The following is a 21649-nucleotide window of genomic DNA, read 5'->3' as shown; positions in this document are numbered from 1 at the left end:
GCATCGCTCGTTTGATGGTGGCGCTTAGGCTTTGTCTGAAAAGTCGGCGAGCGAAGGTCAGACAAGGCAAAAATCGGCGAAAAGACGGACCGGGCTCGCGTACGAGTTTACGGGGTGTAAATGAGTACTTTGAGCCGTTTTTTAACGCCGTATGGCCGAGCGCAGCCAGTTTTCGGACATAGCCTAGCCTTCTAGCGACATCCACACCGTCTTGAGCTCGGTATACTCCGCCAGGCTATGGTGGGACTTGTCGCGGCCGTTGCCGGACTGCTTGACCCCGCCGAAGGGCACCGTCTGATCCCCCCCGGCCCAGTTGTTGACGAACACCTGCCCGGAGTGGAGCTTGCGCGACACCCGCATGACGCGGTCGATATCCTGGCTCCACAGCCCCGCGGCCAGGCCGTAGTCGCTGTCGTTGGCCATGGCCACCGCCTCGTCCTCGCTATCGAAGCCGAACACCGAAAGCACTGGGCCGAAGATCTCCTCGCGGCCGATGGTCATGGCCGGGGTCACCCCGTCGAAGACGGTGGGCGGGATAAAGTAGCCGGCTCCCTCGAGGGCCGTGCCGCCGGCGCGCAGCCGGGCGCCCTCCTCGGCGCCCTTGGCGATATAGTCGAGCACCCGGCGATACTGGGTCTCGTCGACCATGGCGCCCATAAAGCTCGCGGGATCCAGGGGGTCGCCGGGCTGCATGCTCTTCGCGGCCTCGACCACCTTGTCGACGAAGGCCTCGCGGATCGAATTCTCCACCAGCAGGCGCGAGCCGGCGATACACACCTCGCCCTGGTTATGGAAGATCGCCGCGGCGGCGTGCCGGGCCACCTTGTCCAGGTTCTTGCAGTCGGCGAAGACCAGGTTGGGCGACTTGCCGCCGCACTCCAGGTAGACCCGCTTGAGGTTGGACTGGCCGGCGTACTGCATCAGCTGCTTGCCCACCTGGGTGGAGCCGGTAAAGGCCAGGCAGTCGACCTGCATGGACAGCGCCAGCGCCTTGCCCACGGTGTGGCCGTAGCCGGGCAGCACCTGGAAGACGCCCCGCGGCAGGCCCGCCTCCTTGGCCAACTGCGCCAGGCGCAGCGCCGACAGCGGCGACTTCTCCGAGGGCTTCAGGATCACGCAGTTGCCGGCGGCCAGCGCCGGGGCGATCTTCCAGGCGGTCATCATCAGCGGGAAGTTCCAGGGCACGATGGAGGCCACCACGCCCAGGGGCTCACGCAGCACCAGGCCCAGGCTGTCGTCGCCGGTGGGCGCCACCTCGCCATAGACCTTGTCGATGGATTCCGCCTGATGGCGGACGCTACCGATGGCGCCGGCCATATCGCCCAGCGAGCTGGAGACCGGCTTGCCCATGTCCAGGGTGTCGAGCAGCGCCAGCTCGTGCTTGTGGGCCTCCATCAAGTCGGCGAGGCGCAGCAGCGTCTGCTTGCGGCCTGCCGGCGAGCGCCGCGACCAGTCGCCCCGGGCATAGGCGGCCCGGGCCGCCGCCACCGCGAGTTCGGCGTCGGCGGCGTCGCAGCTGGCGATATGCGCCAGGGTCTCGCCGCTGGCCGGGTTGAGGGTTTCCAGGGTCGCGCCGTCGGCGGCATCGACGAAGGCGTCGTCGATAAAGGCGCGGGTCTCCAGGCTCGGGATCAGGCGGTCGGCCAGGGTCTGCCAGTCGGCACGGCTCTGGGGACGTTGGCTTGCGGTCATGCGGTCTCCTCCGGCTGCGGGGTCCGGGCCAGGCGCGCCGCGGTGGCGTCCAGGGCCGCTCGGGCCTTGCTCACCAGTTCATCGATTTCGGCGTGGCTGATCACCAGGGGCGGTGAAATGATCATGGTATCACCCACCGAGCGCATCACCAGACCACTCTCGAAGCAGAAGTCGCGGCACAGGTTACCGGCCCCCAGGGCCTTGTCGAAGCGCTCGCCGGTGGCCGGGTCGATCAGCTCCAGGGCGCCCATCAGGCCCAGGGAGCGGGCCTGGCCCACCAGCGGATGCTCGGCCAGTTCGCTCCAGCGCTTGGCCAGGTAGGGGCCGAGATCGTCGCGCACCCGCTCCACCACGCCCTCGGCTTCCATCAGCTCCAGGTTCTTCAGCGCCACGGCGGCGCAGGTGGGGTGCCCGGAGTAGGTGAAGCCGTGGAAGAACTCGCCGCCCTCCTCGATCAGGGTGTTGGCCACCCGCTCCCCCACCAGTACGCCGCCGATGGGCAGGTAACCGGAGGAGAGGCCCTTGGCGATGGGCATCAGGTCGGGCTTGAGGTCATAGTGGACGCTGCCGAACCACTCGCCGAGGCGCCCGAAACCGCAGATCACCTCGTCGGCGACCAGCAGGATATCGTACTTGGCCAGCACCGCCTTGACCGCCGGCCAGTAGCTCTCCGGCGGCATGATGGCACCGCCGGCGCCCTGCACCGGCTCGGCGATAAAGGCGCCGACGTTCTCCTCGCCGAGCTCGAGGATCTTTGCCTCCAGGGCCGCGGCGCACTCGCGACCGAAGGCCTCGGGGCTCAGGTCGCGCCCCTCGCCGAACCAGTAGGGCTGGCGAATATGCGCGATGTTCGGCACGCAGGGACCGCCCTGGCCATGCATGGCGTCCATGCCGCCGAGGCTCATGCCGGCCAGGGTGGAGCCGTGGTAGCCGTTCTCGCGACCGATGATCCACTGCTTCTCCGGCTTCCCCTTGAGGGCCCAGTAGCGGCGCACCATGCGCAGCACGGTGTCGTTGGCCTCGGAGCCGGAGCCGGTGAAGAAGACATGGCTGATATGCTCCGGCGCCAGCTGCACCAGCTTCTCGGCCAGCTTCACCGCCGGCGGGTGGGTGGTCTTGAAGAAGTTGTTGTAGTAGGGCAGTTGCTCCAACTGGGCGGTGGCCGCCTCCACCAGCTCCCGGCGGCCATAGCCCAGGTTGACGCACCACAGGCCGGCCATGCCATCGAGGATGCGGTTGCCCTCGCTGTCATGGATATAGACGCCCTCGGCGCGCTCGATGATGCGGCTGCCCTCCTCCCCCAGCGCCTTGAAGTCGGTGAAGGGGTGCAGGTGGTGAGCACGATCCAGGGCCTGAAAGTCACGGGTATTCATGGGTAAGGTCTCCAGAAAGGGCCCTCAGGCCGGCTGAGTGGGGGAAAAGGAGGAAGCGACGCCCTGGCGGGCAGCGCAGGCCGCGGCGAAACCGCGGAACAGGGCATCGTGGAGGGCATGCTCGCGGGGCCGCCACTCCGGGTGCCACTGCACCGCCAGGGCGAAGGTGGCGGCATCCGCCACCGAGACCGCCTCGATCAGGCCGTCCGGGGCCCAGGCCTCGGCCACCAGCCCCTCGCCCAGGCGATCGACGCCCTGCTGGTGCAGCGAATTGACCCGCGAGCGGGTGTCGCCGAGCAGGCCCGCCAGGGCGCCGCCGGCGCGCAGCTCCAGGTCATGCACCGGGGCATACTGGGCGGCCTTGTCGACGCCGCCGGGCTCCCGGTGATCGAGCATCCCGGGCACTTCCTGCACCGCCTGATGCAGGCTGCCGCCGAAGGCCACGTTGAGCTCCTGGAAGCCGCGACAGATGCCCAGCAGCGGCAGCTCCAGGGCCAGGGCCGCGTGGATCCAGGTCAGGGCGGCGGCGTCGCGATCCCGGTCGTCGCGGGTATTCTGGGGCGCGCGCTCGGCGCCGTAGCGATGGGGCTCCACATTGGTGTAGCTGCCGGTCAACAGCAGCCCATCGACCCGGGAGAGCAGCTCCCGGGCCAGCTCGCGGTCATTTTCCTGATCGCTCCACACCGGCAGGATCACCGGATTGAGCCCATACTCACGCAGGGCGCTCAGGTACTTGTCGGTCACCATCTGGGCGGCGTGCCCCTCCACCTCACGGCGGCAGGCGATCACCCCCACCAGGGGTCGTGTCGTCATGGCTGGCTCCTCGCAGGATCGCTCGGGCGTTGTTATGGTTTACTCAACATACCGCCGTTGATTTATCTTTCCAAGCGCCCTCGCCGAAAAAACCGGAAAACCATAAATAATATACTGTTTTTATTTATAAAATATCCACTTTATCCAAAAGTCTAAGATCCACAAAAACGTAAAGGATTTGACAACACCCACCCACCGAGAAAGGATAAAGGTCATCAACAACGACCATAAGCCCCATAGGTGAGCGCCATGTCTTCCCCCCCCACCGATGACGTCCAGGCCTTTCTCGACCGCCACCCGGAGATCGACAGCTTCGACCTGCTGATCAGCGACCTCAATGGCGTCATCCGCGGCAAGCGCATCCCCCGGGACAACCTGACCAAGGCCTACAGCAGCGGCATCGCCCTGCCCGCCTCGGTCTTCGCCCTGGATATCAACGGCAACACCATCGAGGAGACCGGCCTGGGCCTGGCCACCGGCGACGGCGACCGCCTCTGCCGGCCGATTCCCGGCAGCCTGATGCCGGTGCCCTGGCTGCGCGGCGGCCGCCAGGGTCAGCTGCTGATGACCATGGTGGAGCCCGACGAGTCGCCCTTCTTCGCCGACCCCCGCCAGGTGCTCTCCGGCGTGCTGGGGCGCCTGACCGCCCTGGGCCTGACCCCGGTGGTGGCCCTGGAGCTGGAGTTCTACCTGGTGGACCGCCAGCGCACCGAGGCGGGGCTGATCCAACCGCCGCGCTCCCCGGGCAGCGGCGAGCGCGCCACCCAGAGCCAGCTCTACTCGATGCTGGAGCTGGACGAGTACGCCGACTTCCTGGAGGAGATCCAGAGCGCCGCCGAAATCCAGGGCCTGCCCCTGGACACCGCCCTCAAGGAGTGCGCCCCGGGGCAGTTCGAGGTCAACCTGATCCACTGCGCCGATGCCGTCCAGGCCTGCGACAGCGCCGTGCTGCTCAAGCGGCTGATCAAGGGCGTGGCCCTCAAGCATGGCTTCGAGGCCACCTTTATGGCCAAGCCCTACGGCCAGGAGGCGGGCAATGGCACCCATGTGCATATCAGCCTGCTCGATGCCGAGGGCAACAACGTCTTCAGCGAGCCCGGGGACGATGTGCTCGGCAGCGCCCGCCTCAACCAGGCGGTGGCCGGCCTGCTGGAGCGCATGCCCAGCGCCATGGCGCTGTTCGCCCCCAACCTCAACTCCTTCCGCCGCCTGCAGCCGGGGCTCTATGTGCCGATGGCCCCCACCTGGGGCTTCGACAACCGCTCGGTGGCCCTGCGCGTGCCCTCCGGGCCGCGGGCGGCACGCCGCATCGAGCACCGGGTGGCCGGCGCCGACGTCAATCCCTACCTGCTGCTGGCCACCCTGCTGGCCTCCCTGCATGACGGCCTGACCCGCGAGCTGACCCCGCCGCCGGCGATCACCGGCAACGCCTACGACCAGGTGGAGAACAGCCTGACCAACAGCTGGCAGCAGGCCCTCGACCTGCTGGAGGCCGACGAGGTGCTGGGCGAGGCCCTGGGCCGCGACTTTATCCGCGTCTTCGTGGCCAACCGCCGCGCCGAGCGGGCTCAGGCCATGCAGGCGGTGAGTCAGCTTGAGTACGACTGGTATCTACGCCATGTCTGATCGCCCAGCCTAGCGCGGTGGGCGCTGGAGGCAGGCCGTAGCAAAGCGTCTTTTTCAGGGATGAAAAAGTCGAGCGCCCAGGGATGGGTTCACAGCGTCTTTGCGAAGCGCCTGCCGCCAGATCAGCCCACCGCCATACCGACAGCCACAACGATAAACACGGAATCTCCGGCTCGCGATGCGAGCCGGCGGGCCGGGATTTGCCCATCCCAACGACCACCACAACAACGAGGCAAGCTCCATGGAAACTCCCAAACGACGACTCTGGCTGACCGGCCTGCTGCTCCTGCTGCTGATGGCCGCCGGCCCCCTGCTGGCCGATGAACGCCTGTCGGCCCCCGGCCTGATCCTCCAGGGCGTGGGCTTCGACATCGAGGTCGGCGCCGACGCCGACCACCGCCTGACCCTGGATGGCCAACCGCTGACGCTGGTCGAAGGCGAGGCGGGCCAGTGGCTCGCCGAGGCGACTCTCGGTGAAGAGGCCGGCGTCCTGGAGCTCTTCGATGCCCAGGGCCAACTGCTCGAGCGCCAGACGCTCTCGGCCATTCCCGCCTGGCTCTCCCTGGTGCCGGCGCTGACCGCCATCGGCATCGCCCTGATCTTCCGCCAGGTCATCGTGGCACTCTTCCTGGGGATCCTGCTGGGGGGCTGGATCTACCACGGCATGAGCGCCGCGGCGCTGTTCACCGCCTTCAACGAGACGGTCAGCGTGCACCTGCTGGAGGCCGCCAGCGACAGCGAACATATGGCGGTGGTGCTCTTCTGCCTGCTGATCGGCGGCATGGTGGGGATCATCTCGCGCAACGGCGGCACCCAGGGCATCGCCATGCGGATCACCCGTTACATCCGCAACCGGCGCCAGGCCCAGACCACCACCGGCCTGCTGGGGCTGGCGATCTTCTTCGACGACTACGCCAATGCGCTGATCGTCGGCAACACCATGCGCAATATCTGCGACAAGCTGCGTATCTCCCGGGCCAAGCTGGCCTATATCGTCGACTGCACCGCGGCGCCGGTCTCCGCGGTGATGCTGGTCACCACCTGGATCGGCTTCCAGGTCGGGCTGATCCAGCAGGCCATGAGCGAGATCGACGGCTGGAGCGAGTCCGCCTACAGCGTCTTTATCAAGTCCCTGCCCTATAACTTCTACCCCTTCCTGGCGGTGGCCTTCGTCTTCCTGCTGGTGTGGAGCCGCCGCGACTTCGGCCCCATGCTCGGCGCCGAGCGCCGCGCCCTGGCCGGCCAGGCCAGCCGCTCGCCGGTGACGCCCCGGGAAGCGGTGGTGGAAGAGGCCGAGATCGAGACCAAGCCGGGCATCGCCCTGCGCGCCCTCAACGCGGTGATTCCCATGCTGGTGCTGGTGGCCTTCACCATCGGCGGCATCATCACCACCGGCGCCGAGGCCCTGGGCCCGGGCGACCACGGCATCTGGGACACCTTCGGCGAGGGCGACGCCTTCTCCGCCATGATGTGGGGCTCCCTGGCCGCCTGTATCACCGCCGTGGTGATGACCCTGGGCCAGCGCCTGATGACCATGAGCGAGACCACCCACTACTGGTTCGAGGGGGTCAAGTCGATGCTGCTGCCCCTGACCATCCTGATGATGGCCTGGGCCCTGGCCAACGTGAATGACGCCCTGGGCACCAGCGACTTCCTGATCGCCGCCCTCGGCGAGGCGCTCTCGCCCCAGTGGCTGCCGGCCGCCATCTTCACCCTGGCCGCCTTCACCGCCTTCGCCACCGGTTCCTCCTGGGGCGTGATGGGGATCATGATGCCGCTGACCATTCCCCTGGCCTGGGCGATCCTCGACCTGCATGGCCTGGCGGGCACCGCCGAGGGCATGCCGCTGCTCTACGCCTCGGTGGCCGGGGTCCTGGCCGGCGCGGTCTGGGGCGACCACTGCTCGCCGCTGGCCGAGTCGACCCTGCTGGCGGCCATGGCCAGCGGCTGCGACCTGATCGAACACGTGCGCACCCAGCTGCCCTATGCGCTGCTGGTGGGCGTGGTGGCGCTGCTGTTCGGTAGCGTGGCGGTGGGACATGGCCTGAGCTGGTGGCTGGGCCTGTTCGCCGGCCTGATCGTGCTGGCCCTGGCCCTGCGCCTGCTGGGCCAGCGCGCCGAGGACGGCGTGGTCGAGGCGAGCCCCGCCCTCGCCAAGTAACGGCGTCATGCACGGAAACGCCAAGGGGGCCGCGACTGCGGCCCCCTTGGCGTTGAGGGAGTGTGGATGAAGCCAGTTCCATTGTTAGTGGAGACCCGAGGCTACCCCGGGGACAGGCAAGGCAAACGGATCAGGCGTCGCTTTCGGCGACCGCCGTGGCCTGCCACTGCACCTGGCCCTCCACCACCGGCAGGCGCTCCGCCTGGGGCGGGCTCTCCAGGCGCTGGGTGCGCACTTCGTCATCCAGGCGGTAGGTGACGTTATAGCCCAGATGCTCCTCATGGGTCTCGGTGACGGTATGGCACTGCCGCTCGGTGACCGGCTGCACCTGATTGGCCTCGACGCGATTCTGCACCTCGCGACCGGCCAGGCCACCGCCCACGGCACCGGCCACGGTGGCCAGCTTGCGGCCGTTGCCGCCGCCCACCTGGTTGCCCAGCAGACCACCGACGATGGCCCCGGCGGCGGTACCCACGATGCGGTTGGGGTCCTGGGTCGGTGCCTGACGGTAGGTGACCACCTCCTCGCAGACCTCCCGGGGCACCTCGCTGCGGCGCACGGCGGGCTCCACCCCCAGCACCTCGGCATAGACCGGTGTCGGCGCTTCCGCCGCCGGCTCGCCGGCGAATTGCTGCCCCTGATAGGCCCCCAGGGCCAGGCCACCCAGGCCCAGGACCGCCAGGCTGGTTCCGACGATAATGGCTTTACTCATGACGCCTCCTCGATTCACAACGGGTGGCGAGGCGCCTGCTCCATGGATCACTCGGCGCGACGAAACGGCATCCGGCCGCCCCATCGGCAATAACTACAAGACTCTCCCAGTATAAGGAAACCCCCTCCCCCTCTGGCGCTCCGATATCGATTTGTCATGACTTTGCATGGACTGTCGCCGCATGGCGACGCCTCGTCACCCTATCCCATAACGACTCCAGCCATCGCCAAGGCGACACCCGCCGGCATTGCCGGACGAGGCCCAGGCCGGGGCTGCACTAGGCTGAAATCACATGGCTTACCCCGAGGAAGGAGATTTATCATGGCGACCCTTCCGACACAGGCGGACGCGGTGATTATCGGCCAGGGCGGTATCGTCGGCGCCTCGGTGGCCCACCATCTGATCGCGCTGGGCTGGACCAACCTGGTGGGTATCGATGCCGCGGCCATCCCCACCGATGCGGGCTCCACCGCCCACGCCTCCGACTTCTGCTACATGACCTCCCACGACCGCCTGAGCTGCTACACCACCACCTATAGCCAGCGCTTCTACGAGGCGCTTGGTCACTATCACAAGGTCGGTGGCCTGGAGATCGCCCGGGTGGGCGACGAGGCACGTTTTGATGAGCTCAAGCGCAAGGTGGCCTCCGGCAAGGCCTTCGGCACCCGCGCCGAGCTGATCGACGCCGACCAGGCGGTGGCGCGCTTCCCGCTGCTCGACCGGGCCCAGGTCCTGGGCGCTCTCTGGGACCCGGACGCCGGCCTGGTGGTGCCCCGCTCCCAGCGGGTGGCGGGGCGGCTGATCGAGGAGGCGGTGGCCGGCGGCGGGCTGCGCACCTTCGCCGACACTCCGGCCCTGGGTATCGACGTCCAGGCGGGCCGGGTGCGCGGGGTGGAGACCCCGAAAGGCCATATCGCCACGCCCCTGGTGATCCTCGCCTGCGGCATCTGGGGCCCGTTGCCCGCCGCCCTGGCCGGGGCGGCCCTGCCGCTGATGCCGGTGGAGCACCCGCTGCTGTTCTTCGGCCCCTTCGACGACTTCGCCGGCAGCGGCCAGGAGATCGGCTATCCGCTGCTGCGCGACCAGGGCAACTCCGCCTATATGCGCGACACCGGCGACCCGCGTTCCACCGAGGGCGGCCAACTGGAGTGGGGCTACTACGAGACCCGCGAGCCACGACTGGTCCACCCCCGGGAGATCCTCCCCCGGGAGCAGGCGCGGCTCTCCCCTTCCATGCGCGACCTGAGCGCCGAGCAGATCGCCGCCCCCTTCGAGCGGGCGCTGGAGCTGACCCCGCGACTCGCCGAGCTGGGCTGGGACGACAAACACTCCTTCAACGGCCTGCTGTCGGTCACTTCCGACGGCGGCTCCCTGATGGGCGAGGCCCCGGAGGCCCGCGGCCTGTGGTGCTGCGAGGCGGTATGGGTCAAGGATGGCCCCGGCATGGGCAAGATCCTCGCCGACTGGCTGACCCATGGCCGCCCCGAGCTGGATCCCTGTGGCATCGATATCGCCCGCTTCTACCCGGTGCAGAAGACCCCGGGCCATGTGTTGGGTCGCTGCCGGGAGATCGCCCGCAAGATCTATGATCCGCCGGTGCATCCCCGAGAGCCCTTCGAGAGCGGCCGCGACCTGCGCCGCGGCCCCTTCTGGCCCCGGGAGCAGGAGCTCGGCGGCTACTTCATGGAGGCGGCGGGCTGGGAGCGGGCCCACGGCTATGCCGCCAACGAGACGCGCCTGGCCCACCTGCTCGAGCGGGTGCCGGTGCGCCCCGTGGAGTGGGATGGCCGCCACTTCTGGCGGGTGTCCAACGCCGAGCAGCTGGCCATGAGCGAGGGGGTGGGGATGATCAACCTCTCCCACTTCGCCATCTACGATATCGCCGGCCGCGACGCCGAGGCGCTGCTGGAAACCCTTTCGGTGGCCAAGGTGGGCGGCGATACGCCCATCGGCAAGGGAGTCTATACCCATTTCCTGGATGCCGCCGGCGGGATCCATTCCGACCTGACCCTCGTGCGCCTGGGCGAGCGAGCCTGGCGGGTGATCTGCGGCGGCGACACCGGCCACCGGGACCTGGTGTGGATCCATCGCCAGGCCGAGGCCCTTGGGCTGAGCCACTGGCAGCTGGAGGATCGCAGCGATGGCCTGGCCACCTCGGGAGTCTGGGGACCCCGGGCCCGCCAGACCCTGCAGGCCCTGTGCGATACCCCGGAGGCACTGGACGCGGAGCACTTCCCCTTCGCCAGCGCCCGGGAGATCCGCCTGGGTGGCCTGCCGATCTGGGCCTTCCGTATCTCCTATGTGGGCGAGCAGGGCTGGGAGCTCCATGTGCCCTTCAGCTATGGTCTCTCCCTCTGGGATCGGCTCTTCGAGGCGGGGGTGGTGCCGGTGGGTATCGAGACCTACGCCAATAGCCGGCGCCTGGAGAAGAGCCTGCGCCTGCAGAATGTGGACCTGCTCAGCGACTACAACCTCTATGAGGCGGGCCTGGCGCGCCCCAGGGTCAAGGCCGCCGACTTCCTCGGCAAGGCCGCCTACCTGGAACAGCGGGCGCGCCCCCACCAGCCGGCCACCCTCTGCACCCTGGTGATGGAGGCCAATACGGACGATGCCGGCCGGCCGCGCTTCCCGGTGGGCCAGTCGCCACTGCTCGACCCGGAGAGCGGCGAGGTGCCCGTCGACGAACTGGGCCGGCGCAGCTACACCACCAGCATCGCCTATGGGCCCTCGCTGGAGCGCAATATCGCCCTGGCCTATCTACCCCACGGCGATGCCGAGGTGGGCCGTGAACTGCTGCTGGAGTACTTCGGCGAGCACTACCCGATGCGGGTCGCGGCGGTGGGCTACCGGGCCCTTTATGACCCGGATAGCCAGCGCCCAAGAAGCTAAGCGATCTGTTGTAAGAAACTGGCGGCCCGGGGCTAACCTGGGGGTAGGCACTTCGCAAAGACGCTGTGAATCCATCCATGGACGCTCGGCTTTTTCGTCCCTGAAAAAGACGCTTTGCTTCGGCCCACCCCCAGCGCCCCTGAGCAACTACCCATCTCACCTCATGAATAAAGCAGGTGTTAGATCCCCAGTTTATCGCGGGTGGAATAGTACCAGGCGCCCAGCGCCGAGAAGGGCACCCGCAGCAGGCGCCCGCCCGGGAAAGGCAGGTGCGGCAGGCCGGCGAAGGCATCGAAGCGTTCGCTCTCGCCGCGCATCGTCTCGGCGATCAGCTTGCCGGCCAGGTGCGAGCAGGTGACGCCATGCCCGGAGTAGCCCTGGGCGAAGTAGACGTTGTTGTTGAGCCGGCCGAACTGGGGCAGGCGATTCAGCGTCAGCAGGAAGTTACCGCTCCAGGCGTAATCCACCTTGACGTCGGCAAGCTGCGGGAAGGTCTTCGCCAGCTTGGGGCGAATCACCGCTTCGATGCTGGCCAGGTCCTGGCCGCCATAGCTGGTCCCGCCACCATAGAGCAGGCGGTTGTCGGCGGTCAGGCGGTAGTAATCGAGCAGGTAGTTGCAGTCCTCCACCGCCATGTCGTTGGGCAGCAGTGCCCGGGCAGTGGCCTCGTCCAGGGGCTCGGTGGTGATGATCTGGGTGCCGCAGGGCATCGACTTGCTCTCCAGTCGCGGCTCCACGCCCTGCATATAGGCATTGCCCGCCAGCACCACCCGCTGGGCGCGCACCTCGCCACCGGGGGTGGTCAGCACCACCGGCTCGCCATGAGTCAGCTTGAGCACCGGGCTCTGCTCGAAGATCACCCCGCCCAGGGACTCGAAGGCGGCGGCCTGGCCCAGCACCAGGTTGAGGGGATGGATATGCCCCCCGGAGTGGTCGATCAGCGCACCGGTGTAGCGTGCGCTTCCCACCTCCCGCTTGACCGCCTCCCCCTCCAGCAGCTCCAGTTGGTCATGGCCGTAGCGTTCCCAGAGTGCCTGGTGCTCGCGCAGCCCCTCGAGCTGCTTGGCATTGCAGGACGCGAAGACATTGCCTTCCTTGAGGTCACAGGCAATATCGTACTGGGCGATCCGGCCGCGGATGATGCGGTTGCCCTCGAAGGCCATATCGCCCAGGGCCCGGGCGCTCTCGGCTCCGTACTTGGCCTCGATCACGTCCATGTCGCGGCTATAGCTGTTGACCAGCTGGCCGCCGTTGCGCCCGGAGGCGCCGAAACCGACCCGCGCCGCCTCCAGCACCACCACCGACTGGCCCTGCTCGGCCAGGTGCAGGGCGGCCGAGATGCCGGTGAAACCGGCCCCCACCACGCAGATATCGCACTCGACGCTACCGCTGACCGGGGGGCGCTCGGGACTGGGGTTGGCGGAGGCGGCATAGTAGGAGGCCACATGATGGGTAGGCTGTTGGGCGGACATCGGCTCGCTCCCTTGATGTTGATTATTCTTTCCATGCTATCACAAGCCGGCTAGACGAAAAGCAGGGAATATCAAAAAAATGGCCCCTGAATCGATATCAGGGGCCATCGACAGCTCAATCTTCGTCAACTATCAAACAACACCAGCATCAAGCCTCCTGCATCGCCAGCTGCATCGCCTGGCGCCGCTTGGCCTCGCTGCGGCGCATCAGGTACCAGGCCAGGAAGGTGGCCAGCGACACCGCCAGGATGATCAGGGTGGCCAGGGCATTGATCTTCGGCGAGACGCCCAGGCGTACCGAGGAGAAGACCACCATGGGCAGGGTCGTGGCCCCGGGCCCGGAAACGAAGCTGGCGATCACCAGGTCATCCAGGGAGAGGGTGAAGGCCAGCAGCCAGCCGGCGGCCAGCGCCGGGGCGATCACCGGCAGGGTGATCTGGAAGAAGGTCTTCACCGGCGGGGCCCCCAGGTCCATGGCCGCCTCCTCCAGGGAGAGGTCCACCTCGCGCAGCCTTGAAGAGACCACCACCGCCACATAGGCGCTGCAGAAGGTGGTATGGGCGATCCAGATGGTCACCATGCCACGATCCGCCGGCCAGCCGACCAGCTGCGCCATGTGCACGAAGAGCAGCAGCAGCGACAGGCCGGTGATCACCTCCGGCATCACCAGGGGCGCGGTGATCATGCTGGCCAGTGCCGTCTTGCCGCGGAAGCGGCCGAAGCGCACCATCACGAAGGCGGCCAGGGTCCCCAGGCAGACCGCCATGCTGGCGGAGAAGAAGGCGACACGCAGGCTGGTCCAGACCGCATCGAGGATCTGCTGGTCGCGCAACAGCTCGATATACCAGCGCCCGGAGAACCCCGCCCAGACCGTGACCAGGCGCGAGGCGTTGAAGGAGTAGAAGACCAGGATCAGCATCGGCAGGTAGAGGAACACCAGCCCCAGGATCAGCATCACCGTGGTAAAGGATGGCTTTCTCATGGTCACTCCTTGAGTTCACGGGACTGGTAGCGATGGAAGAGCGCGATGGGGATCAACAGCAGCGCCAGCATCACCATGGCCAGCGACGAGGCCACCGGCCAGTCGCGGTTGTTGAAGAACTCCTCCCACAGCACCTTGCCGATCATCAGCGTATCGGGGCCACCCAGCAGCTCGGGGATCACGTACTCCCCCACCGCCGGAATGAACACCAGCATGGAGCCGGCGATGATCCCGCCCTTGGAGAGCGGCAGGGTCACCCTGAGGAAGGTATTGATGCTGCGCGAACCCAGGTCCGAGGCGGCCTCCAGCAGGGAGCCGTCGAGCCGGGTCAGGTTGGCGTAGAGCGGCAGCACCATAAAGGGCAGGTAGGCGTAGACGATGCCGAGGATCACCGCGAAGTTGGTGTTCATCATGCGGATCGGCGAGTCGATCAGCCCCAGCCACAGCAGGGTATTGTTGATCAGGCCGTTGTTGCTGAGGATGCCCATCCAGGCATAGACCCGGATCAGGAAGGAGGTCCAGGAGGGCAGCATCACCAGCAGCAGCAGCACCAGCTGCCAGTGGGCCGGGGCCCGGGCCATGGCATAGGCCATGGGGTAGCCGATCAGCAGGCAGGCCAGGGTCGAGACGAAGGCGATCTTCAGCGAGCCCCAGTAGGCCGACACATAGAGGCTGTCGGACATCAGGAAGAGGTAGTTGCCGAAGGTCACCACCAGGCTCAGGGTCTCGGCGCCGAAGTCCACCATGGCGCTGTAGGGCGGAATGGCGATGGCCGCCTCGGAGAGGCTGATCTTGAGCACGATGCCGAAGGGCAGCAGGAAGAACAGGGTCAGCCACAGCAGGGGCACGGCGATGACCCAGCCGCGACGGGGCTTGAGCCACCGCCGCAGGCGTTGCGAAGTCAGGGCAGACATAAGTCGTCTCCGATCGGGAGCGGGGAATCCGGGGGCGGCGAGTCGAGAGCTAGTCGCGCAACACCACGGCGCTGCGCTCATCCCAGTGCACGAAGACGCTGTCCCCCCAGCTGGGACGCTCGCTGCGCCGGGTGGTATTGGCCAGGCTCACCTTGACCAGGTGGCCCTGCTCGGTGCGCACGTAGTAGACCGAGAGCCCCCCCAGGTAGGCGATATCCTCCACCCTGCCGGCGGCCCAGTTGAAGTCGCCCGCGGGCCGTTCACAACTCAGCAGGGTCTTCTCCGGGCGCACCGCCACCCAGACGCCGCGCTCGTCGGCGGGGGTGCTGATGCCGTGATCGATGCGGATGCTACGCCCCAGCTCGGGGCTGTCGATGATGCAGTGGTCCGCCTCGTCCACCACGATCTCCCCGGCGAACAGATTCACGGTACCGACGAACTCCGCCACCATGCGGTTGGCCGGGCTCTCGTAGACGTCCATGGGCGAGCCCACCTGGACGATCCAGCCATCGGACATGATCGCCACCCGGTCGGCCATGGTCATGGCCTCCTCCTGGTCGTGGGTGACCATGATGCAGGTCACCCCGACCCGCTCGAGGATCTCCACCACCTCCAGTTGCATCTCGGTGCGCAGCTTCTTGTCCAGGGCGCCCATGGGCTCATCGAGCAGCAGCAGGCTGGGGCGCTTGGCCAGGGAGCGGGCCAGGGCCACCCGCTGGCGCTGGCCGCCGGAGAGCTGGTGGGGCTTGCGCTTGGCGAAGCCCTCCATATGCACCAGCTTGAGCATCTCGGCGACCCGCTCGCGAATCTCCGCCTTGGGCAGCTTGTCCTGCTTGAGGCCAAAGGCGATATTCTCGGCCACCGTCATATGCGGGAAGAGCGCATAGGACTGGAACATCATGTTGATGGCCCGCTCATAGGGGGGCAGGCGGGAGATGTCCTGCCCCTCCAGCAGGATCTGTCCCTCGCTGGGTTTCTCGAAACCCGCCAGCATGCGCAGCAGCGTCGACTTGCCGGAGCCGGAGCCGCCCAGCAGGGCGAAGATCTCGCCGCGGCGAATGGTCAGGTTGACGTCATCCACCGCCAGCACCTCGTCGAAGCGCTTGCTGACGCGGCGGATCTCCATCAGCGTCTCCTTCTGGACACGCGAACTCTTGCCCGATGAGGCCGGGGTCTCTCTCGCCGGACGCGCCTGGGCAGGGGTATCGGCCAGGGTCATGGGTTGGGTCATTGCACGTCTCTCCAGGACATCCGCGAAGGGAAAGCAGCCGCCCCGCTTATGGCGCAGGGGCGGCGTGCCGATCAGTTACCGGACTTGACCCGGTTCCAGGTGCGGGTGATGACCCGCTGGGCGGCGAGCGGCTTGGCCTTGGCCACGAACAGCTTCTCCATCACCTCCTCGGTGGGATAGATGGAGGCGTCGTTCAGGATCTCCTCGGGCAGGTGGTCGTTGGCCGCCCGGTTGGGGTTGGCGAAGAGCACGTACTCGGTGATACCGGCGGCGATCTCCGGTTCGAGGATAAAGTTGATAAAGGCGTGGGCGTTCTCCGGGTTGGGGGCATCGGCGGGAATCGCCATCAGGTCGAACCACAGCGCCGCCCCTTCCCTGGGAATGGTGTAGGCGATCTCGTGGCCGTTACCGGCCTCCTCGGCCCGGTCGGCGGCCTGGAAGATATCGCCGGAATAGCCGGCGGCCACGCAGAGGTCGCCATTGGCCAGGTCGGAGATATAGCGGGAGGAGTGGAAGTAGGTGATATGTTCGCGCACCGCGGCGATGGCATCGCCGGCCTGGGCAATCTCATCGGCGTCGGTGCTGTGGGGGTCGAGCCCCAGGTAGGCCAGCGCCGCCGGCAGCATCTCGTCGCCGGAGTCGAGCATGGAGATACCGCAGCCCGCCTCGTGCAGGGCCCCGGTCACCTCCGGGTCGAAGAGCAGCGCCCAGGAGTCCAGCGGGGCGTCATCGCCGAGGATCTCCTGGAGGCGGCCCGCGTTGTAGCCGATGCCGTTGGTGCCCCACATATAGGGGATGGAGTAGTGGCTACCGGCATCCACGCTATCCAACTGGTCGAGCAGGGTCGGATCCAGGTTGACCATATTCGGCAGCCGGTCATGCTCCAGTTCCCGATAGACGCCGGCGGCCATCTGGCGCACCAGATAATGGTTGGAGGGGATCACCACGTCATAACCGGAGCGCCCCGAGAGCAGTGCCGCCTCCAGCACCTCGTTGCTGTCGAAGACGTCGTAGATCACCTCGATGCCGGTCTCGGCGGTGAAGCGCTCCAGGGTATCCTCGGCGATATAGTCGGACCAGTTGTAGACCCGCACCTCATTGGCCTGGGCGGCCGCGGCGGCCAGGGTCAAGGAGGCCGCGGCGACGGCCAGGGACAGCTTGCGTTGGTAGGACATCTTGGCACCTCTATGTCGTTGTTGTTGGATCAGAAAAGCCGATATCCCAGCTTAGCCGGCGCGTCCCGCGGCGGTCTCAACGGGATGCCCCCCGGCGCGGCCGGGTCTTACACGCTAAGCAGCAGGAACTCCCGCTCCCAGGAGCTGATGACCTGCTTGAAGTTTTCGTTCTCCACCCGCTTCACCGCCACATAACCCCGCAGGAACTTGCCGCCCAGGAACTCCTCGAGTTCGGCGCAGTGTTCCATGCGCTCGAGGGCATGCTCCAGGGTGAAGGGCAGACGCATATTGCGCCGCTCGAAGGCGCGCCCCTGCACCGGGGCGGTGGGATTGATGCCGCGGATCATGCCGATATAGCCGCACAGCAGGCTCGCCGCGATGGCCAGGTAGGCATTGGCATCGGCGCCGGGCAGGCGATTCTCCACCCGTCGGTTGTGCGGCGTGGAGTCCGGCACCCGCAGCCCGCAGGTGCGGTTCTCCTCGCCCCACTCCACGTTCACCGGCGCCGAGGTATCGGGCAGGAAGCGGCGGAAGGAGTTGACGTTGGGGGCCATCAGCGGCAGCGACTCGGGGATATAGCGCTGCAGGCCGCCGATATGATGCAGGAAGAGCTCGCTCATGGTGCCGTCGTCGTTGGAGAAGACGCTCTGCCCGGTGGCGGCATCCAGCACGCTCTGATGGATATGCATGGCGCTGCCCGGCTCATTGGTCACCGGCTTGGCCATGAAGGTGGCCGCCACGTCATGCTTGAGGGCCGCCTCGCGCATGGTGCGCTTGAACAGGAAGACCTGATCCGCCAGCACCAGGGGGTCGCCGTGACGGAAGTTGATCTCCATCTGGGCGGTGCCCTCTTCATGGATCAGGGTGTCGATATCCAGCCCCTGGGCCTCGCACCAGTCGTACATGTCCTCGAACAGCGGGTCGAACTCGTTGGCGGCATCGATGGAGAAGGACTGGCGGCCGGTCTCCTGGCGACCGCTGCGGCCGATGGGCGGCTGCAGCGGCAGGTCCGGATCCTCGCAGCGCTTGGTCAGGTAGAACTCCATCTCCGGCGCCACCACCGGCTTCCAGCCCCGGGCCTCGTAGAGCGCCAGCACCTTCTTGAGCTGGTTGCGGCAGGAAAGCTCGATGGGATTGCCCTGCTTGTCGAAGCAGTCGTGGATCACCTGGGCGGTGGGCTCCAGCGCCCAGGGCACCGGGTAGGCGGCGGACAGGTCCGGCTTGCAGATCATGTCGATATCCGCCGGATCGAGCAGCGAGTAGTAGATATCGTCTTCCACATAGTCGCCGGTGACGGTCTGCAGCAGCACGCTCTCGGGCAGGCGCATGCCCTTCTCGGCGACGAACTTGGAAACCGGGGCGATCTTGCCCCGGGCGATGCCGGTGATATCGCTGACCAGGCACTCCACCTCGGTGATCTGGCGTTCCTTGAGCCAACTCTCGAGATCTTTCATAACAGCCTCGTGTCTCGGGTCGGCGGAGAATTCCGCCGCCCTCGGTTTCGTTATAGACGGTCGCGCAGCTTGTAGAAGGCGGTGGCCAGCACCAGCAGCGGGGTGCGCAGCCGCTCGCCGCCGGGGAAACGGCGATGGGGCATGGCGGCGAAGGCGTCGAAGCGGGTGCTCTGGCCATCGATGGCCTCGGCCATCAGCTTGCCGGCGAGCCCGGCCAGCGCCATGCCGTGGCCGGAGTAGCCCTGGGCATAGTAGAGGTTGGTGCCCAGGCGCCCGAAGTCCGGGGCGCGATTGAAGGTGATGGCCACGTCGCCGCCCCAGCGATAGTCGATGGGCACCCCCGCCAGCGCCGGGAAGAGTCGGGCGATCTTGGCATCCATGCGCGCCGCCAGGCCCCTGGGTTCGCGGCCGTCATAACTCACCTGGCCACCGTAGATCAGCCGCCGGTCGCCGCTGAGACGGTAGTAGTCGAGGACGAAGTTGGCATCCGCCAGGGCGTCGTTGCGGGGCAGCACCCGGGCGGCCTGGGCCTCGCTCAGGGGGGCGGTGGCGATCATGTAGTTGGCGGCGCGCATGATGCGGCCGTCCATGCGGGGGATCAGCCCACCGAGATAGGCATTGCCGGCCACCACCACGAAGTCGGCGGTGACGCTGCCATGGGCGGTGCGCACCCGCGCCGGGGCGCCCTCCTCCACCGCCAGCACGGCGCTATGCTCGTGGAGGCGCACCCCGGCCCGCTGGGCGCCCCGGGCCAGGCCCAGGGTGTAGTTGAGGGGATGCAGATGACCGGCCTCGCTCTCGTAGAGGGCGCCGGGATAGGCGTCGCTGACCACATGCTGGCGCAGGGCATCCCCCTCCAGCCAGCTCAGGGCCCGGTAGTCATAGTCCCGGGCCAGGCGATCGCGGAACTCGCACAGCTCCTTGATATGACGACGCTTCACCGCGGCGTGCAGATAGCCCCAACTGAGGTCGCAGGGGATGGCGTGACGCTCCACCAGCTCGGCGGTGAGGCGTACCGCCTCGCGGCTCATCTCCCAGATCTCCCGGGCGGCCGACAGGCCCAGGGCCTTCTCCACGGTGGCGATATCGGTGCCCAGCCCCGGCAGGATCTGGCCGCCGCTGCGCCCGGAGGCACCATAGCCGATCTCGTTGGCCTCCAGCAGCACCACCGAATGGCCGCGTTCGGCCAGGTGCAGGGCCGCCGAGCAACCGGTGATGCCGCCGCCGATCACGCAGATATCGGCACGGGTATCGCTATCCAGGGGGGGGCGAGGGGCGAGATCCACCGCTACGCTGTCGCGATAGTAGGAGCGGGGACCGGCATGGAGTGACGCATCGGTGGTCATGCAGACCTTCCTTACGGAGGATGGCATCGCGGCCATCAGGGTTATTGTTGAAATAGTTAACCACATCGCCGGGATGGGTCGCGGCTTACCCTGCCGCTTTCTTGGCTCCTAGTCTGGCACCAGACCCGGGGAATATGTCAAGTATTTAACAACGACTTTCTTCCCTCAGGTGTTAACGTTCTGCGAAGCAGCAACAAAAAACAAAATAATATCAACACAATAAAGAAAGCATTGGCAAGGTAGAAAGGATCGCCCATCGGCAACGCCACCGTTATGGCGTCAAGTGATTCCGTGCATCCAGGGAGGCGAGACGGGACCGAAACGGCGGCGCCCCGCATGGTGAGTATCCCATACCTGATTAGCCCACTAACCACCCGAAGGGAGGACGCGTCGCGGCCCCAGGGGACGAGGCAGGGCACAGGAATCAGCATAGCCCGCGCGCCCGGCGAGACGATAGCCAGGGGCACGAGCCAAGGAAAGAATACGACGGCAGAAAGCGGTTAGGTTTGGGAGCCTAGCGGCCGGCGCAGTGGGAACAGCCGGGATCCCGGGGCACCCGGTAGCGGCGCCACTCGCCGCTCAGGCCATCGAAGGTGGAGAGTCCTCGATGGGGGGTGCCGGCGCCGCTGAGCAGCTTGACCGCCTCCAGGGCCTGGAAGCTGCCGATCAGCCCCACCAGGGGCGCCACCACGCCGTTCTCGGCGCAGCGCATCGCCTCGTCGCTCTCGCCGTGCTCTCCCGGAGGATAGAGGCAGGCGTAACAGGGGCTCTCGGCGTCCCGGGGGTCGAAGAGCGCCAGTTGGCCGGAGAAGCGAATCGCCGCCCCGGAGATCAGCGGCGTGCCCGCCGCCAGGCAGGCGCGGTTGATGGCGTAGCGACTGGAGAAACGATCGGTGCAATCGAGCACCAGGTCCGCCGCCGCCACCGCCGCCGCCAGCGCCTCGCCGCTCAGGTGCTCGGTGAGCACCTCGATACGGCAGTCGGGGTTGAGGGCCAGCGCCGCCTCCCGGGCCGATTCCGCCTTGTTATGCCCCAGGTCATTCATGCCGTGGGCGATCTGGCGCTGCAGGTTGGAGAGCTCCACCAGGTCGGCGTCGGCCAGGGTCAGGCGCCCCACCCCGGCGGCGGCGAGATACAGGGCCACCGGCGAGCCCAGGCCGCCGGCGCCGATCACCAGGGCGTGACCGGCCAGCAGCCGCTCCTGGCCCTTGATCTCGATGGGCTCCAGCATGATCTGGCGGCTGTAGCGCAGCAGCGCCTGGTCGTTCATCGCCACGGCAGCCTCCTCGTCAGCGGCATCCTCACTTGCCCTCCAACTGCTCGATATCGGGCACATGCAGGGAGAACTCCTCCTTGACCTCCTCCATCACCACATAGCTCTTCGACTCCTTGACCCCGGGCAGGGTCAGGACGACGTCGCCGAGCAGCTGGCGATAGGCGGACATCTCGGGGATGCGGCACTTGAGGATATAGTCGAACTGGCCGGAGACCAGGTGGCACTCCTGGATCTGCGGCAGCTTGCTGACCGCCCGGCGAAACTCGTCGAAGACCGCCGGCGACTGGGTCTCCAGGCTGATCTCGACGAACACCAGCAGGTTGGCCTTGAGCGCCTTGGGGTCCAGCACCGCCTTGTAGCCGCGGATGATGCCGGAGCGCTCCAGGCGCTTGACCCGCTCCAGGCAAGGGGTAGTGGAGAGCCCCACCTGGGCGGCCAGGTCCACATAGGAGATACGGGCGTTGTCCTGCAGGCAGCGCAGGATCTTGAGATCGATACGGTCCAGGGATCGCGTCTTGGCTTTCATTATAGTG

General features: G+C 67.1%; 16 protein-coding genes. 3 read left to right on the top strand and 13 right to left on the bottom strand.

Going from position 1 to position 21649, the window contains the following annotated elements; all coding sequences use genetic code 11:
- Window positions 1-183 precede the first annotated feature (183 nt).
- The 3 genes from ACQ1W9_RS06580 to ACQ1W9_RS06570 are packed head-to-tail and all read right to left on the bottom strand — an operon-like array spanning window position 184 to window position 3878.
- Window positions 184-1692, bottom strand: a complete 1509-nt coding sequence (locus ACQ1W9_RS06580) for an aldehyde dehydrogenase (protein WP_431025879.1) — start codon at window positions 1690-1692, stop codon at window positions 184-186.
- Window positions 1689-3065: an aspartate aminotransferase family protein gene (locus ACQ1W9_RS06575; protein ID WP_431025878.1), complete on the bottom strand. Its 1377-nt coding sequence runs from the start codon at window positions 3063-3065 to the stop codon at window positions 1689-1691. Before ACQ1W9_RS06575 ends, ACQ1W9_RS06580 begins: the two co-directional genes overlap by 4 nt.
- 24 nt (window positions 3066-3089) lie before the next feature.
- Window positions 3090-3878, bottom strand: coding sequence for a gamma-glutamyl-gamma-aminobutyrate hydrolase family protein (locus tag ACQ1W9_RS06570; protein WP_431025877.1), 789 nt, complete (start codon window positions 3876-3878; stop codon window positions 3090-3092).
- Between the two features lie 249 nt (window positions 3879-4127).
- On the opposite strand from ACQ1W9_RS06570, the gene ACQ1W9_RS06565 reads away from it, so the two are divergent.
- Window positions 4128-5504: a glutamine synthetase family protein gene (locus ACQ1W9_RS06565; protein WP_431025876.1), complete on the top strand. Its 1377-nt coding sequence runs from the start codon at window positions 4128-4130 to the stop codon at window positions 5502-5504.
- Window positions 5505-5745: 241 nt separating this feature from the next.
- On the top strand, window positions 5746-7665 hold the full coding sequence (locus ACQ1W9_RS06560; protein ID WP_431025875.1) for a Na+/H+ antiporter NhaC family protein: 1920 nt from the start codon (window positions 5746-5748) through the stop codon (window positions 7663-7665).
- Between the two features lie 130 nt (window positions 7666-7795).
- Here the strand turns inward: ACQ1W9_RS06560 and ACQ1W9_RS06555 are convergent, their stop codons facing one another.
- Window positions 7796-8377, bottom strand: a complete 582-nt coding sequence (locus ACQ1W9_RS06555; protein ID WP_431025874.1) for a glycine zipper 2TM domain-containing protein — start codon at window positions 8375-8377, stop codon at window positions 7796-7798.
- Window positions 8378-8698: 321 nt separating this feature from the next.
- Between ACQ1W9_RS06555 and ACQ1W9_RS06550 the strand changes: the two genes are divergently transcribed.
- Window positions 8699-11266: a GcvT family protein gene (locus ACQ1W9_RS06550; protein ID WP_431025873.1), complete on the top strand. Its 2568-nt coding sequence runs from the start codon at window positions 8699-8701 to the stop codon at window positions 11264-11266.
- Window positions 11267-11445: 179 nt separating this feature from the next.
- On the opposite strand, the gene ACQ1W9_RS06545 is transcribed toward ACQ1W9_RS06550, so the two are convergent.
- The 9 genes from ACQ1W9_RS06545 to ACQ1W9_RS06505 all read right to left on the bottom strand — a co-directional run bounded on the left by ACQ1W9_RS06545 (window position 11446) and on the right by ACQ1W9_RS06505 (window position 21642).
- The gene (locus ACQ1W9_RS06545) at window positions 11446-12738 is read right to left on the bottom strand and encodes an NAD(P)/FAD-dependent oxidoreductase (RefSeq protein ID WP_431025872.1); all 1293 of its coding nucleotides are present in this window, start codon (window positions 12736-12738) and stop codon (window positions 11446-11448) included.
- 148 nt (window positions 12739-12886) lie between these two features.
- Window positions 12887-13720, bottom strand: a complete 834-nt coding sequence (locus ACQ1W9_RS06540) for an ABC transporter permease subunit (RefSeq protein ID WP_431025871.1) — start codon at window positions 13718-13720, stop codon at window positions 12887-12889.
- 2 nt (window positions 13721-13722) lie between these two features.
- Complete coding sequence (locus ACQ1W9_RS06535; protein ID WP_346063388.1) at window positions 13723-14634, bottom strand: ABC transporter permease subunit; 912 nt, start codon at window positions 14632-14634, stop codon at window positions 13723-13725.
- Window positions 14635-14683: 49 nt separating this feature from the next.
- Window positions 14684-15865 carry an ABC transporter ATP-binding protein gene (locus ACQ1W9_RS06530; RefSeq protein WP_431025870.1) on the bottom strand — a complete coding sequence of 394 codons (1182 nt, stop codon included), beginning with the start codon at window positions 15863-15865 and terminating at the stop codon, window positions 14684-14686.
- Window positions 15866-15936: 71 nt separating this feature from the next.
- Window positions 15937-17040 (bottom strand): polyamine ABC transporter substrate-binding protein, encoded by a 1104-nt coding sequence (locus ACQ1W9_RS06525; protein ID WP_431025869.1) that lies wholly within the window; start codon window positions 17038-17040, stop codon window positions 15937-15939.
- A 107-nt stretch (window positions 17041-17147) separates the two neighbouring features.
- Window positions 17148-18494, bottom strand: coding sequence for a glutamine synthetase family protein (locus tag ACQ1W9_RS06520; RefSeq protein ID WP_431025868.1), 1347 nt, complete (start codon window positions 18492-18494; stop codon window positions 17148-17150).
- Window positions 18495-18544: 50 nt separating this feature from the next.
- Window positions 18545-19840 carry an NAD(P)/FAD-dependent oxidoreductase gene (locus ACQ1W9_RS06515; protein WP_431025867.1) on the bottom strand — a complete coding sequence of 432 codons (1296 nt, stop codon included), beginning with the start codon at window positions 19838-19840 and terminating at the stop codon, window positions 18545-18547.
- Window positions 19841-20354: 514 nt separating this feature from the next.
- Window positions 20355-21110 carry a HesA/MoeB/ThiF family protein gene (locus tag ACQ1W9_RS06510; protein ID WP_431026417.1) on the bottom strand — a complete coding sequence of 252 codons (756 nt, stop codon included), beginning with the start codon at window positions 21108-21110 and terminating at the stop codon, window positions 20355-20357.
- A gap of 31 nt (window positions 21111-21141) precedes the next feature.
- Window positions 21142-21642, bottom strand: a complete 501-nt coding sequence (locus ACQ1W9_RS06505) for an Lrp/AsnC ligand binding domain-containing protein (RefSeq protein ID WP_346063383.1) — start codon at window positions 21640-21642, stop codon at window positions 21142-21144.
- Window positions 21643-21649: the final 7 nt, after the last annotated feature.

The sequence above is a fragment of the Halomonas sp. H5 genome (assembly GCF_050613175.1).
GTDB lineage: Bacteria > Pseudomonadota > Gammaproteobacteria > Pseudomonadales > Halomonadaceae > Bisbaumannia > Bisbaumannia salifodinae.
This window is presented reverse-complemented; position numbering and strand designations above follow the sequence as displayed.